We start from the raw sequence: 15,382 nt of genomic DNA on the forward strand, positions 1-15,382 counted from the left end.
AACAAATTGACATGATTATGAGACTTAAATGCTTGCTTTTTTCTTTTTTGTGTATAGTTGGAACGCATGGGTTTGGCCAACAGCAAAAACCCAATGTCCTATTGATTATTTCAGACGATCAAGGCTATCACGACCTTGGTTCATTTGGTAATAAGGATATTCTTACCCCTTACCTGGACCAATTGGCAGCAGAAGGAGTGCGGTTGACTAATTTTTATGTCACTGGTTCTGCTTGTACCCCTTCCAGAAGTGGATTGCTAACAGGAAGGTATCCGCAAAGAAATGGCACTTTTGAGCTCTTTCGTAACAATATGGTCAATTATGGACACCGGTATACTGATTATGAATACAGCGTTTCCCCGGAACGGATCTTAGGGACAGACCTTAGAGAGATCTTTATTTCCGAAGTATTAAAAGAAGGAGGCTATACCAATGGCTATATAGGGAAGTGGGATTTAGGCCAATTAAAGCGGTATTTGCCAATGCAGCAGGGCTATGACAAGTACTATGGTTTTGCCAATACAGGGATTGATTATTTTACCCATGAGCGCTATGGGAGTCCATCCATGATCGATGGCAATCAGTTAAGCCTGGAAGACAAAGGAAGGTATACCACAGACCTTTTTGAAAGGGAAGCACTGGAATTTATCAATGGAAGCCAAGGAAAACCCTTTTTTCTGACCTTGGCCTTCAATGCTCCTCACAGTGCTTCAAATTTAGATCCAGAGATTAAGGGCACTGTTCAGGCCACTGAAAAGTACTTGAAAATGTACCCCAAGTCAAATACAAAAAGAGGTGAAAAACAAAGGGCATACAAAGCTGCCGTTACCCAAATGGATCAGTCCATTGGTACTATATTGGAAAGGATAAAGGAAATGGGGCTAGAGGAAAATACCCTGGTAATCTTTCTTTCTGACAATGGTGGGATGTCCTTGGCCGACAATTATCCTTTAAGAGGAGGGAAGGCCCAGTTTTTTGAAGGCGGTATAAGAGTTCCTTGTTTGGTCAAATGGCCGGGTAAAATTGATCCCGGGCAAACAAATGATGCCTTTTTGACTTCTTTGGAATTGTTTCCCATGATGGTTGTAGCGGCAGGTTTAGAACTACCTGAAGCCATCATTTATGATGGCTTTGACATGTTACCGGTACTTCAGGGTAAAACCGATGCTGAAAGAACAGAAATGTTCTGGGAATTTAGAGGTGATCAGGCAGCAAGAGTAGGGGATTGGAAATGGGTGCAGTCCGCAAAAGGAAATGGATTGTTTGATTTGAAACAGGACATTGGAGAACAAAATGATTTGTCTTTGGAGAAGCCCGAAATTCTGGAAGAGCTTACCCGGAAATTTTCAAAATGGAAAGAGGAGATGGAAAATGCAGCACCAAGAGGTCCTTTTAAGGATTTTTAATTGATACAATTAGCTATGGTTTTGAAATACAGTACACTATTAATTTTCTGTTTTTCGCTCCTGCTGCATTCAGCACTTCTGGCACAGGATGAAGATAAGAAAATTACATCCATTGAAATAAAGGCTATTCCCGGTCTTCAATTTGACAAGGTCAGGTTTTCTGTAGCTCCGGGGGCTGAAGTCAAGCTCACTGTCACGAATAGTGATGATGACATGCCCCACAATATGGTCATTACTAAACCCGGATCAAGAGCCTATGTAGTCCTTGCAGCCCAGCAATTGGCAGAAAAAGGCCCGGAAATGAATTTTATTCCAAAGAGTCCTTTGGTACTATGGTCCATTCCTGTAATCTATTCGGGCGAGAGCAAGATCATACAGTTTAAAGCTCCGGAGGAGCCTGGCATTTATCCTTATGTATGTACCTATCCTGGTCATGGTTTTATCATGTATGGCTACATGTATGTGACTGAAAACGGTATAATGCCAGCACTAGAAAACGATGAAAACATCCCCCCTTTGCGAAGAACCGGAGACAAGAAAGTCCAGGATACAGAAAGTGCTGCCTTGCACCATCATCCCAAATTGCATCCATACGATAATTTGCCTCCTTACCTTTACCGAGTTTTTATCGAAGGATCCAGCCTTGCCAGTATAGCCGTCCACCTTCCCAATCAATTGTCGTATTGCTGGGATGCAGCATTGTGTCAGTTGCAGTTTGCCTGGCAAGGAGAATTCCTGGACAATACCGATCTATGGCACGGACATAAAAATGCCTATGCAAAAGTGCTCGGCGAAATATTTTATCGGGAGAAAATGGAATTCCCTATACGGATTGGCAGTAGAGAACGCATTCCAAGCCCTGAATTTTTGAGGTACAAATTGATCGATGGCTACCCTGAGTTTCACTATTTGCTTTCAGGAGTGGAGGTTCATGAAATTATTCATCCGAACAAAGAAGGTACAGGATTGATCAGAACAATAAAGGTTAATAATGCAAAAGAACCTGTCTGGTTTCTATTCAATGCTGATGGGCAAGTGGAGTATGGATTTAGTAAGGGTGAAACAGAAAATGGTGCCTTGAAACTAAGTCCAGATGAAGCAAAAGAATTTACCATTAGGATGACTAAAAGCAACAAGTGATGACAAAAACAAGGCATATATTAATTGTACTATTAACTGGTCTTTGTATTGTTACAGCCTGTAAGCCCAAACCACAAGGAGCCGGGGCCTCTTATCAGGTAACTACTATCCCTGTCCCCGATGGCTTATTGGCAGAAACGGGTGGGCTTGAATTTTTATCAGACGGCAGGTTGATCGCTTGTTTTACCCGAGGAGAGGTCATGATTTATGATCCTAAAACCAATGAATGGTCCTTGTTTGCTGAAGGGCTGCACGAACCATTGGGGTTGGTGGTGATTAATGACAGTGAAATTGTGGTTTTGCAAAGACCTGAGTTGACCCGGATTACGGATACGGACAAGGATGGAAAAGCCGATGTATATGAAAAAATAACAGATGATTTTGGGATATCAGGCAATTACCATGAATTCAATTACGGACCTGTCAGGGACAGTGAAGGAAACTTTTACATCGCCTTGAATACTGCTTCCTCTGGTGGAGGGATAAGGGAGAATGTTCGGGGTGAGTTGCGCTTGAATGGCAGAGATGGGGAAGATGGAAAGAGACAAATGTATTCAGTTGTTCCCTACCGAGGTTGGGTTTTGAAAATTCAGCCGGATGGCAAGGTTATCCCTTTTGCTTCGGGTTTCAGGTCACCGAATGGTCTGGGCTTTGATGATTCGGGTAACTTGTTTGTTACCGATAACCAAAGTGATTGGGTAGAAACCAGTACCCTGTACCATGTGAAAAAAGACCGGTTCTTTGGACATCCTGCAAGCCTCGTGTGGCAAGAAGAATGGAAAAATGCAGACCCATTTTCACTCCCAATTTCAACATTGGACAGCCTTCGAACCAAGGCGGCGGTATTGTTTCCACATGGAATAATGGCCAATTCTCCCACCCAACCCTTATTTATTAAGGATAACGAGCAGTTCAAAGATTTTGAGGGGCAATTTTTGATTGGAGAAATGAATAGGGACCGTATTTTCCGGGTGATGCTTGAGGAAGTCGCAGGGGAATTTCAAGGGGCTTGTATTCCATTTGTTGACGGACAAGGTTTGAGAGTTGGCAACAACCGCCTGGCTTTTGGGCCGGATGGAAGTTTATGGGTAGGGCAAATTGAACATGGCTGGAGAGGTGATCAGGGCATTCAAAAGATTTCTTCCACCGGAAACCCACCCATGGATATCGCCAAAATGTCCCTGACTAAAAATGGTTTTGCCTTAACCTTTACCCAAGCGGTAAATCCGGAAGGTGCATTGGCCATTAAAAATTACCAGTTGCGTCGGTATTACTATGCGTATCAGAAAAAGCCGTTTGATGAACCGGTGGATAAGTCTACGCAAAGAGATTTACAATCCGTGGCCATAAAAGACATCACCATATCTGCTGATCAAAAGACAGTGGCATTGGTATTGGAAGAACTAAAACCGGGCTATGTTTATGAGCTAAAATTAGATAGCATTTTCAATCAGGCCGGAAAGCCACTGGACAATCAACTGATAGCCTATACCCTCAATAACTTATTGCCTTCGTGAAAATGAAATAGGAAGTTTGATCAACACCTAATCTACTATTTCTGAAAGGATCTCAAGCACATTGATAGGAAGGAGTGGATGCAATCTACTCCTAGTGGTGTACAATTTATTGACCTGGTGGACTGAGTGTAGTTTGCAACTACACTCAACTATTCGGCACTACGTGAAAGGTAGATGCATTATTCCTAGCGTGTTAGCGAAAGTGAACTTGTTTATCGCAACACTGTTCAACCCCATCCGGGGTTGTGAGAAAGGTAAGTAACAGCTTTTCCGTGAGTTGCCACTCACGGTTATTATTGTTCAGGTCCTTCAGACCTGGGATTTGTGAGGTAATTGATGTAATCGATTTAGTTCTTTCGAATGGTCCATTAAAACGAAACCAAAGAAGCCTGTAGGGCTTCAATAATATTAATTACGGGTGAAAACTCGTGGACGGCGAATAACCATCAATTCCTCAACCCCGACGTGGGTTGAACAGGGTTCTTTCAATTTTTATAAAGTAGCTGATTAAAATCGAGTTTAAATTTCCTTTAATAGGTAGGAGTAGATGCAATCTACTTCTAGTGGTGTACAATTTATTGACCTGGACTGAGTGTAGTTTGCAACTACACTCAACTATTCGACACTATGTGAAATTGGAAAAGTAGATGCAATCTGCTCCTAGTGGGTATTTGGAGTAATTGAAGTTAACGATTTAGTTCTTTCGAATGGTCCATTATCACGAAAACCAAAGAAGCCTGTAGGGCTTCAATAATATTAATTACGGGTGAAAACTCGTGGACGGGGAATAACCATCAATTCCTCAACCCCAAGTTGGGTTGAACAGGGTTCGTTTAATCATTTAAAGCAACAGATGGTCTTCCGGATGTTCTTTTCTATTGACAATAAGGAGTAGATGCATATATTTTTGGTTTGATTTTTGGCGAGAGCCCTAGAAGGGCGAAACCTTTGTAGCCACGGGTATCGCCCGTGGTTAATGCAACAGAATACCCTTTATTTTGGCGGTATTGTTGCTTTTTTTTCTGCAACAATGCTGACAAAATCATTCAAGTTACCGCCAAAATGTAACATTTCTCCATGGTTTGCATTTGGGTTAAGCTGGTACCAGGTTTTCCTGGTTAAAGTTTGAATCAAGTCCAGAGGTAGATGCAATCTACTCCTAGCATAGAGTCAGGGCTTGATATCAAATAATTATTTCGGTTAATGGTTCAATCATGTTGTAATTAAGTTCTGTACCACCCACTTATTGGGTGGAATTAACATTAGGGATGTTCTTAGATGGATGACTATTGAATTTCTATTTTCGATTCTAGTGTTTTTTAACTATTTTCGTTGTATAACATTATTGTTTATATGCTCGTTTATCAATACTAGTTAAGGGAAGCTATAAAGCCAAAGGATTATTATAACATGAAGCAGCTAACGATCAATATCGCAGACAATAAATTCGAAGTTTTCCTGGAGTTCATCAAAACCCTGGATTATGTGAAGGTGGAAGATGGCGAAGAAAAGGCATTGGAAGAACTGCAAAATAGCCTGATACAAGTAAAACTAATGAAGGAAGGAAAACTACCCAAGCAATCGACCGAAGACTTCCTCAATGAGTTATAAGGTCATCCCTACGCCTGAATTTAAAAAGCTGGTTAAAAAACTGGCCAAAAAGTATCCTTCCCTAAAAACCGACTTACAACAACTGATTGAGACCCTGGTCGAAAATCCTGCATCCGGAATCCGTCTTGGACATAATCTTTATAAGATTCGGATGAAGATATCTTCAAAAAATAGAGGAAAGTCTGGAGGGGCCAGAGTGATCACCTTTATTGTAACCGATGACAGGGAAGTTTATTTGTTGCACATCTACGATAAGAGCCAGCTCGAAAATTTGACCAAGGAACAGATCATCGAATTGATCAATAATGCTGGTTTGTAAATGAGCAGAAAACTTTAGGTTAAATACAAAGTGGCGCATTGATTTTTTCAAATATTTTGCACCTTAAAATTCATCCCCTTAGAGGGTTGAACAGGGTTCATTCAATTTTTTAAAGCAACAGATGGTCTTCCGGATGTACTTTTCTTTTGATAATAAGGAATAGAAGCAATCTTCTCCTAGTGGCAAAAAAAAGGCGGAAATCATTCGAATAACTAAATTTTTATATCAATAAAAATTTAGTTATTTTTATTAAATTAATAGTTACAACCTAAGCAAGGGGAAATGATCTTAATTTATGTTTATTGGTTTTTTACCCTAACTCTCCGTGAATTTATTTATTTAAGATGATTTGTTATTGAATGAGGATTATTTTTTATACAGTATGCTGCCTTTTATTTTCCAGTTGCATTACAGAATATACTTTGGATGGATCAGAGGGTTTTGAGGAGCAATACAGTGTCAATGGGCTGATCAGGCCAGGTGTTCCAGCATCAATTTATATTCATAAAGTTGGGGATTTGGGAAAAATGGAAACAATATCTGATCCGTCCAAACTTAGGGTTTGGATTACTTGGAATTGGGAAGGTGAGGAAAAAATTGATTCTTTACAGTTTTCGGTAGATTACTTTGTAGGTGATGCCGAACTTAAGTCCAATACTACGTATCACCTAAATGTACTTCTTCCTGATGGTAAATTGATAAAGGCCACAACTAACATTCCTTCATCCGCTCCTTCTTATGATGTTTATTTGAAGTTTCCGGCCGGCTTTGTTCAGTTGGATAATATAACCGGTCCATTTTCCAGGTTTGTATTGACGATGCCTAATTCATTGGCTGAGGCAAAGTATTATGAATCCATGCTTTTGGAGGTAGAGGAGAATGATGCGTCAAAATTTATAATACAGTACTGTCGAAACGATGATACGGCGACATTAATCGAAAATCTACCCTCAAATTACCTGCCTTATTTCCTTTTCCAAAACAAGAAAGGAGACAAGCTTCCCATGATCTTAAATTTTGATAGCGTTAAAGCTAATCCTTTTTCTAATAGATTTATTTTTCGACTATCCTCCGTGTCTGAACAGTATTTTAGGTATAAAAAATCTCTACTTCAACACCTGGATGTCTTGTCTAATACTTCTGAATTTGACGCCCCCATGCTATTTTTCCCTGATATTTTTAAAGAGCTGCAACCTGTTTATTCCAATATTGAGGGGGCTGAAGGCGTTTTTGCCGGCTACAACCCTACCGATCTTTCTGTAACCTGCAATCTGTCCGGCTATGAGTGTATTTAAAACTGCTATTACAGGTTTTCTTTGCCTAATGAGTATCAGTTTATTGGCGCAAACCACTACGCTAAAGGGAAAAGTCAAAGATGCCGAAAGTGGAGAGGTATTGATAGGAGCAACTATATATGATACTGAATCCGAAACCGGAACCTTTACCAATGATTTCGGTTATTTTCAGTTGTCTTTGCCTGACGATTCCGCAGGAGTTCTCCGAATAAGTCATTTAGGTTATGAAATGTTTGTTCTGGAATACGCTACAGCCGACACAAAAAAAATGCTTTCGGTGGAATTAATTCCTCTAAACCTAAATGAAGTTGTGGTGCAGGCAGAACGTTTGGTAGCAATAAAATCTGGTTCTGAGATCACGATAAATCATCCCTCTGAACTTTCCTTACCAACATTAAAACCTGAGATAGATATTTTAGATATAATAAAAAATCAACCGGGGGTTCAGCAAACGCTGGAAGGTTCTACTGGGTTTTCGGTGCGTGGTGGAAATCCTGACCAGAACCTCGTGGTAATGGATGGCATCCCGGTCTATAATGGAGGACATTTTGGTGGTTTTGTATCTATTTTTGATCCCTTTGCAATAAGTAAACTCACTTTTTATAAAGGTGGTTTTCCTTCCAGGTTTGGAGGAAGGGCCTCTTCGGTACTGGATGTCCATCTCAAGCAAGGCGATTTGAACGCCTATCATGGAGAATTTCTGATCGGGCCATTGTTCAGTAAGTTTTCTCTGGAAGGGCCTATTAAAAAGGGGAAATCCTCCTTTTTGGTGTCTTTTCGTAAGTCTAATATTGATCTAGTTCTTGGTTCTTTATATTTATTCAACAAACCTGAGGAAAGATATGGCTTGAAGTTTCATGATTTGACTGTAAAATTAAATCATCAATTTAGTGAAAAAAGCAACCTTTATTTTTCCTTTTATCAGGGAAGGGATAGGATTTGGGAAAAGCTGGACAGAGACTATTTTTCAGGAGACCAACCTGCAAATTTTTCTTTCAACCGAACTAACTCCTGGGGTAATTTATTTGCCAATCTAAGATGGGGGAAGGTTATTGGAAATAAACTTCATTTGAACACCTCGGTAGCGCTTTCAAGTTATAATTATGATTATTCCCAAGAGGACCATTCTACAAGAGAAGGGAGTACCGATATGAGAAATATCAATAATTATGGGGTGGCTGTAAAAGATTACCTTTTCAAATCAGAACTGGAATATTACCTAAAGAAGAATGTCCAAGTGGATGTGGGTGGACAATTGATTTTCCATGACTTTACGCCAGTAGATACTTACAGGTATCAACTGGATCAATCCGGATTTGGAGCAACAGAAAGGCAAGAAAATGTAAATTTAAATGCCTTTGAGGCCTTTGGTTATGCGCAGGCCTCCATTCACAATAAAAAAAGAAACCTTCATTTTAGGCCTGGATTGAGATTTGGGGTTTACGCTATTGATGACAACAATTTTTTTTCACTTCAGCCTCGTTTAATGATAACCTATCAAGTCCGAGAGGATATAGGAATCGAATTGGACTACAGCAAATCTTTTCAGCCTGTGCACTCGCTTAATTCTTCCGGCACCTCTCTGGAACCAGATATTTGGATTCCTGCCACCAGGAAATTGGCTCCGGTAGAAAGCCATACTGTTTCTTTTTCAGTGACAAAGAACCATAAAAACTGGTCAGCAAGTGGCGGTTTGTACTATAGAAGGCTAGAGAATTTAATTGAGGTCAACAGAAACAATGGTTTGTCCATAGCAACCACCGAATGGGAAGAGTCAATATTGGGTGGGGGAGAGGGAAGTGCATATGGCCTGGAGATTGGAGGGGACAGGCGTTTTGAGCGGTTGCTGGTTTCAGCCAATTATACCTTTAGCAGGTCATTCCGTAAATTTGACCTGATCAATAATGGTGAAAAATTTCCATTTATCTTTGACCGGCCACATGCCTTTAATTTGGAAGGCAGCTACAAAATATCATCCCGATCATCCCTATCGTTGATTGGGATCATTCAATCTGGTCAACCTTTTACCCTAACCAATAAAAGCAATTTTCTCATAACAAATGCCTATTTCAGCAATGTAGCTGGAGCTGATATTGCTAACAATTATGACTTGAATACTCCCTTTCCTGTATTTTTTCAGGAAACGTTGGTTACAGAAAATATTAATGCGCTAAGAATGCCAATCTACCACCGAATAGATCTGGCTTATTCAAATAAAAAAAGGTGGAAAAATGGGTTCTTACGTGAATGGAATGTTTCTGTATACAATGTAATGAACAGAAAAAACCCCTATTTTATTTATTTGAATGCCAATAGCAATGGTTTTGAACAATTTACCCTGATGCCTATTTTGCCTTCCATTAGTTATAAATTAAAATTTTAATTTCCATGAAAAAACTACCTAATCTTTTTTTCAAGTACCTTACCTATTCCCTATTAATTTTAATGATTGGCTGTGGAGAGGATTTTGAACCTAACTTTCTAGAAAAACCAGATTTAACGATTCTTCCCGGAGAGGAAACACAGCAAGTATTAATTGGCCAGGAAATAGTTTATGACATATTGCTAACAGGAGAGGATACCAAGTTCACATCGCTTACTGTAAAATTGTCTTATGGTGACGCAACAGAGGAGTACAAACTGGTAGACAATGAAATCGATGATTTTATCGAAACTCCCTTCAGTGAAAAGTTTTCCTTTCAGCCCACTCAGGAGATGGTTGGAAAGCCGGTTACCTTACAATTTAGCTATATGATAGCATTAACAACCAATTCAGGTGGTGAGGTATTCTCCGAAAAGAGTAAAACTATCAATGTACTTGTTGAGGAATAGGCAAGGTATTGATGTTAGATGAAGACATGATTCCCTTGGCTAAGCATTTAGGTTAAACTGCGACCAGGCTTAGAAAATGGTATTTGTTAAAAACTTTTACCACATTAATTATTAAACCAATCCTAGAAGTAGGATCAATCTACGACTAGGCTTATAGCGAAAGTGAACTTGTTTTTCGTATCACTGTTCAACCCCATCCGGGGTTGAGGGAAAGGTAGGTAAGTGCTTTTCCGTGAGTTTCCACTCACGGTTATTATTGTTCAGGTCCTTCAGACCTGGTTTTTTTGTAGTGATTGATGCTAACGATTTAGTTCTTTCAAATGGTCTATTATTACGAAACCAAAGAAGCCTGTAGGGTTTCAATAATATTAACCACGGGTGAAAATCCGTGGACGGGGAATAACCATCAATTCCTCAATCCCGACGTGGGTTGAACAGGGTTCTTTCAATTTTTATAAAGTAGCTGATTAAAATCGAGTTTAAATTCCCTTTAATAGGTAGGAGTAGATGCAATCTACTCCTAGTGGGTATTTGGAGTAATTGAAGTTAACAATTTAGTTCTTTCGAATGGTCCATTATCATGAAACCAAAGAAGCCTGTAGGGCTTCAATAACAATAACCACGGGTGAAAACCCGTGGACGGGATACTCCATCAATTCCTCAACCCCGACGTGGGTTGAACAGGAGACTTTCAATTTTTATAAAGTAGCTGATAATAATCGAGTTTAAATTCCCTTTAATAGCTAGGAGTAGAGGCAATCTACTCCTAGTGGGGAATTGCTTGTTTGTTTTTTTTGACGGCTTCTTATTATATATTTTTTGCTTTAAAAATACCGGATCACCCTAACCTTTTTGGTTTTACTTTTTTCTGCGGATAAAATTTCCCCGGTTACAAATGACACCACACAGGCATTGGCCGCATTTGATTCACAAGAACTCCAGTATTCTTCCTCTACAAACCCTCCGATTTCTTCTCTTCGTTGAAACAATATCTCCATTTCTTTTTGACTAGGCATGAACCAGTCGTCATAGCCATTTAACCTGAATTCCCGAGCAAAATTCACCGCTACAGTACCGTCATTTAAAGCATGGCATTGTGTAGGATCATTATAATAATCCGGAAGATTGTCATGAAAAGCAAGAACCGTTTCTGTATTGGACCTACCCCTACCTATCGCAGGAGAAGTACCACCAATCTCTGTTCCCCTACAACCCCATTGAGATTCCAAAGCCAAATCTGCCTTCGATACAATTATACCATGAGTTTCACCTTGGACATATCCTGGTTGAGAGGATGTAAAAAGATGGGTGACAACCCCTCCCTCGTAAAACTCCCCAATTTTCGGTGGATCCTTTTCCTCTATTTCCGTACAGCTTGACATAACCAAAATTAACCCCAGTAATCCAAGGTAATGGCAATTTTTTAATAGCGCATTTGCAAACTTCATTTTTGTGTTGGTTTTTATGGTAATTTATAATAGGATAAATTCATGTGGGCTTAACAAATAAGTTAAATTCTAAATGATTTAACTAGTTACCTAAAATTATCATGGAAATTAAATACTTTATTATTAAAGGTGATTGGCTAAAACGCAAATACTAGGCCAGCTTAAAATATAAGCTTGGGAAATTGATCCTTTCAGAAAAAAACACAATACACAGCTCTGGATGATGCTAGATTTTCAGGTATCATTAATCCATTTTCAACCAGCTACCCAAGTGACGTCTAATCGGAGGATTTCCATGCACGACTGCTAAAAATAGACCTCAACTAGGCCCACTTATGAGTATCAATGGTGCCAGAATAGTAGTCATTAGTGGAATGATTCAATTAAATTGAATCATTGTTTAGGGGTTCCTTTGAGGCAATTAAATCGTTTTAAAAAATTCGTTAAGCTAGCTAGGGTTTTGTCTCAACCACTTATCAAATTTTTCATCTATTAGAATGATCTAAAATCTTCTAACGTAGGTCTTTTGTTTAAATATGATTAATTTAAATGCTGTTTAATTCAGCCCAGATTAGGCAAAAGAATTTGGTGATTCCGCTAGGGAAGTGATTGCATTAAGTAATAGAAAAGCAATTACAAATTTCGGGTTCAATACAATTTTAAAATATAACAATAGCACATGCAGGTCCATTGACCCATGTGGCACAATTTTAATCTACTATGTTTATAAAACAATTAAGGGTATCCATTTGGTTTTTGTTGCCCCTGCTCATTTTCGGTTGTAAGAAGGAGTCAGAATTAGGAATCAAGGACCTTGCGGCCAATGAGGACGTGGCCAATTTTATGGAAAATTACAAGGGTAGAGGTGTATTGACCGACAGCCTGGCAACCCCTACGGCTCCTGAAGATGTGCTAAAGGATTTCACAATTCCAGAGGATTTGTCTTTGGAATTGGTGCTTTCAGAACCTGAAATTGCCCAGCCCATACAGGTAAGTTTTGACCATAAAGGTAGAATGTGGGTGGTGCAATACCAACAATACCCTTACCCCAAAGGTTTGAAAATTACGGCCATTGACAACCATACCCGGGTGAAGTTTGATAAAAAATTGGATCCACCACCAGCAGGAGCAAAAGGAGCAGATAGGATTACCTTTTTTGAAGATACTGATGGGGATGGCAAATACGATAAAAGCACAGATGCCATTTCTGGTTTGAATATTACCACAGGTGTAGCCCTGGGAAGGAAGAAAATCTGGGTTTTAAGCCCTCCTTTTTTATTGGCCTACGCGGATGAGAATGAAGATGGATTACCTGAAGGCGATCCCGAAGTACATTTGGAAGGGTTCGGTTTGGAAGACACCCATGCAGTTGCCAATAGCTTAAGATGGGGGCCTGATGGATGGCTATACGGCGCTCAGGGAAGTACGACTACCGCCAATATTAACTCAAAAGTTTCCAAAAACGTGGCCTTCCTTGGTCAGGCGATCTGGCGTTACCACCCAGAGACCAATGTTTTTGAGCTTTTCTCCGAAGGTGGAGGCAACAATGCCTTTAATGTGGAATTTGATCGGAAAGGTAGGGTGTTTTCAGGAACCAATGGCTATGACAGAGGCCCTTATTACAAACAAGGCGCCTACTATATCAAAAGCTGGGGCAAACATGGACCCTTAACGAATCCTTATGCCTTTGGCTACCTGCCCAATATGCCTTTGGATGGAGAGAAGAAAAGGTTTACCCATTCATTGATCAAATATGAGGGAGCTGCTTTGCCAGCGCATTACAATGACCTGATGTTTGCGATCAATCCTTTGCATAATTTCATCCAACTGACTGCATTTACCGAGAAAGGTTCCTCTTTTGGGAATGTTGACAAGGAAATCGTTTTGTCCACCACGGACAAATGGTTTAGACCTGTGGATATCAAATTGGGTCCTGATGGAGGTATTTACATTGCTGACTGGTACGATAGCAGGTTGTCCCATGTGGATCCCAGAGATACCTGGCACAAAACAAGTGGAAGAATCTACAGGCTAGGGCCCAAGACCGGAGACAAGCCAATTGAATCCTTTGATATTAGCAGCTATTCTAATGAGGAATTGGTGCAATTGCTTTCCCATGAAAACAAATGGTTCCGTCAGGAAGCCTTGAGACAGTTTGGCGACCGGAAAGATCCAAGTAGTCTTCCGCTATTGGTCAAATTGCTACAGACAGGAAATGAACAAGAAGTATTGGAAGCCCTTTGGGCAATTAACCTTACTGCGGGCATAAACGATGAAATCGGCAAAATGGGATTGAATCACAAGGACCCTTTTGTAAGGATGTGGACGGTAAGGCTGCTTGGCGACAAGCAATCCCTTAGCCCGGCCATGTTCCAGGAACTTCAAAAACTTGCAGCGAAAGAGTCACATCCAGAGGTGAGGTCACAACTGATGGCTTCAGCCAAACGATTGCCTTCAAACCAAACTTTTTCACTTATAGAAAACTTGCTGAATAACCATGAGGATAGCGAGGACCCTGATATACCATTGTTGACCTGGTGGGCATTGGAAGAAAAAGCAACCTCGGATAGAGAAGGTGTTTTGGCCATGATGGCGGATGATAAAATATGGAATCATCCAATTATGGAAAAGGTACTGCTGGGTCGATTAATGCAGCGGTACATTATGGAAGGTGGTGCGGAAAACTTTGCCATGGCTACTCAATTATTGGAAGAAGCACCTTCATCCAAACATGTCAAAATATTGATTGAAGGACTACAAGAAGGTTTGTTAGGAAGAGAGATGGTTACCCTTCCAGATAATTTGTTGGAAATATTAGAGAAAAACAATAAGGAGTTGGGGGACTCTCCGCTTACCCTGGCCTTAAGGCGCAGGGAAGAAAAAGCCTTGACAGAAGCATTGAAGATCATCAAAGATCCTAATGCGGAAATCGGATTAAGGTTGTCCTATATTCAGGTATTGGGAGAAATCAATCAGGATGAAGTAGTTCCTGACCTTTTGAACCTGGTAAAAAATGGCCAATCCTCTCCTGTCATCAAGCAAACTGCGCTACATGCATTGCAATCCTATAACCAAAAGGAAATTGGTGAACAATTGTCAAAGGCTTATCCAGGATTCAGGGACAATGTCTATGTGAGGGAAGCTGCCATTTCCTTGTTTGCCAGCAGAAAGGAATGGGCGATTGACTTTTTCAATGAAATCGAACAGCCTAAAACCATAAGCCCCGATGACGTAGAGTATTACCTTGCCAGACGATTCAGGTTGCTTCAGGATGAGGAAATCAATGCAAGAGCTGACAGAATATGGCCGAGCAGTAAGTTGTTGACTTCGGAAGAAAAGACCAAAAGAATCAATGCCTACGGAAAGTTAATTGGTACAGGTGAGCAGAATGTAAAGAAAGGGCGAACACTCTTTTTGAGCAATTGTGGTTCCTGTCACCAACTGAATGGAGAGGGTGGAGTATCCGGTCCGGAGCTTACCGGTTATGATCGATCCAACCCTGATTACCTGCTATTGCATATAGTTGATCCAAATGCAGACATCAGAGAAGGATATGAAGTGCAAAGAATTGTGACGACGGATGGCCGTATTCTCGAAGGAAGGCTTAAATCACAGAGTGGAGGAACGATTACCATTGAACCACCACTAGGGGGTAAATCTACCGTTTTGTCTCAGGAAAGAATTGCAGCCATGGAAGTACAGCAAACAACCTATATGCCCGAGCGGATATTGGAACCCCTTTCAGATGAAGAAGTTAGTGATCTTTTTGCTTATTTGATGCAGGTTAAATAATTGTAAACCCAATACTATTTTA

10 protein-coding genes are annotated in these 15,382 nt (G+C 40.2%); 9 read left to right on the plus strand and 1 reads right to left on the minus strand.

Annotated features, from left to right (window positions below; genetic code table 11):
* Positions 1-17 precede the first annotated feature (17 nt).
* The 8 genes from AC0L7T_RS09700 (at position 18) to AC0L7T_RS09735 (ending at position 10,120) form a co-directional block, all read left to right on the plus strand.
* Positions 18-1,406 carry a sulfatase family protein gene (locus AC0L7T_RS09700; RefSeq protein ID WP_473342363.1) on the plus strand — a complete coding sequence of 463 codons (1,389 nt, stop codon included), beginning with the start codon at positions 18-20 and terminating at the stop codon, positions 1,404-1,406.
* Positions 1,407-2,546 carry a plastocyanin/azurin family copper-binding protein gene (locus AC0L7T_RS09705; RefSeq protein WP_473342364.1) on the plus strand — a complete coding sequence of 380 codons (1,140 nt, stop codon included), beginning with the start codon at positions 1,407-1,409 and terminating at the stop codon, positions 2,544-2,546.
* Positions 2,546-4,063 (plus strand): PQQ-dependent sugar dehydrogenase, encoded by a 1,518-nt coding sequence (locus AC0L7T_RS09710; RefSeq protein WP_473342365.1) that lies wholly within the window; start codon positions 2,546-2,548, stop codon positions 4,061-4,063. The genes AC0L7T_RS09705 and AC0L7T_RS09710 overlap by 1 nt, the downstream gene beginning before the upstream one ends.
* A gap of 1,410 nt (positions 4,064-5,473) precedes the next feature.
* A complete protein-coding gene (locus AC0L7T_RS09715; protein ID WP_014018228.1) occupies positions 5,474-5,674 on the plus strand; it encodes a hypothetical protein in 201 nt (66 codons plus the stop codon).
* Positions 5,664-5,993 (plus strand): type II toxin-antitoxin system RelE/ParE family toxin, encoded by a 330-nt coding sequence (locus AC0L7T_RS09720; protein WP_048640127.1) that lies wholly within the window; start codon positions 5,664-5,666, stop codon positions 5,991-5,993. The genes AC0L7T_RS09715 and AC0L7T_RS09720 overlap by 11 nt, the downstream gene beginning before the upstream one ends.
* 359 nt (positions 5,994-6,352) lie before the next feature.
* Positions 6,353-7,288 carry a DUF4249 domain-containing protein gene (locus tag AC0L7T_RS09725; RefSeq protein WP_473342366.1) on the plus strand — a complete coding sequence of 312 codons (936 nt, stop codon included), beginning with the start codon at positions 6,353-6,355 and terminating at the stop codon, positions 7,286-7,288.
* Positions 7,275-9,671: a TonB-dependent receptor gene (locus AC0L7T_RS09730; protein WP_473342367.1), complete on the plus strand. Its 2,397-nt coding sequence runs from the start codon at positions 7,275-7,277 to the stop codon at positions 9,669-9,671. The genes AC0L7T_RS09725 and AC0L7T_RS09730 overlap by 14 nt, the downstream gene beginning before the upstream one ends.
* 5 nt (positions 9,672-9,676) lie before the next feature.
* Positions 9,677-10,120 (plus strand): hypothetical protein, encoded by a 444-nt coding sequence (locus AC0L7T_RS09735; protein ID WP_014018225.1) that lies wholly within the window; start codon positions 9,677-9,679, stop codon positions 10,118-10,120.
* An 824-nt stretch (positions 10,121-10,944) separates the two neighbouring features.
* Here AC0L7T_RS09735 and AC0L7T_RS09740 read toward each other — a convergent pair.
* Complete coding sequence (locus AC0L7T_RS09740) at positions 10,945-11,568, minus strand: Lcl C-terminal domain-containing protein (protein WP_473342368.1); 624 nt, start codon at positions 11,566-11,568, stop codon at positions 10,945-10,947.
* A gap of 720 nt (positions 11,569-12,288) precedes the next feature.
* Here AC0L7T_RS09740 and AC0L7T_RS09745 point away from each other — a divergent pair.
* Complete coding sequence (locus tag AC0L7T_RS09745; protein ID WP_473342369.1) at positions 12,289-15,360, plus strand: DUF7133 domain-containing protein; 3,072 nt, start codon at positions 12,289-12,291, stop codon at positions 15,358-15,360.
* The last annotated feature ends 22 nt before the right edge of the window (positions 15,361-15,382 follow it).

The organism is Cyclobacterium sp. 10D3-21 (assembly GCF_055809755.1).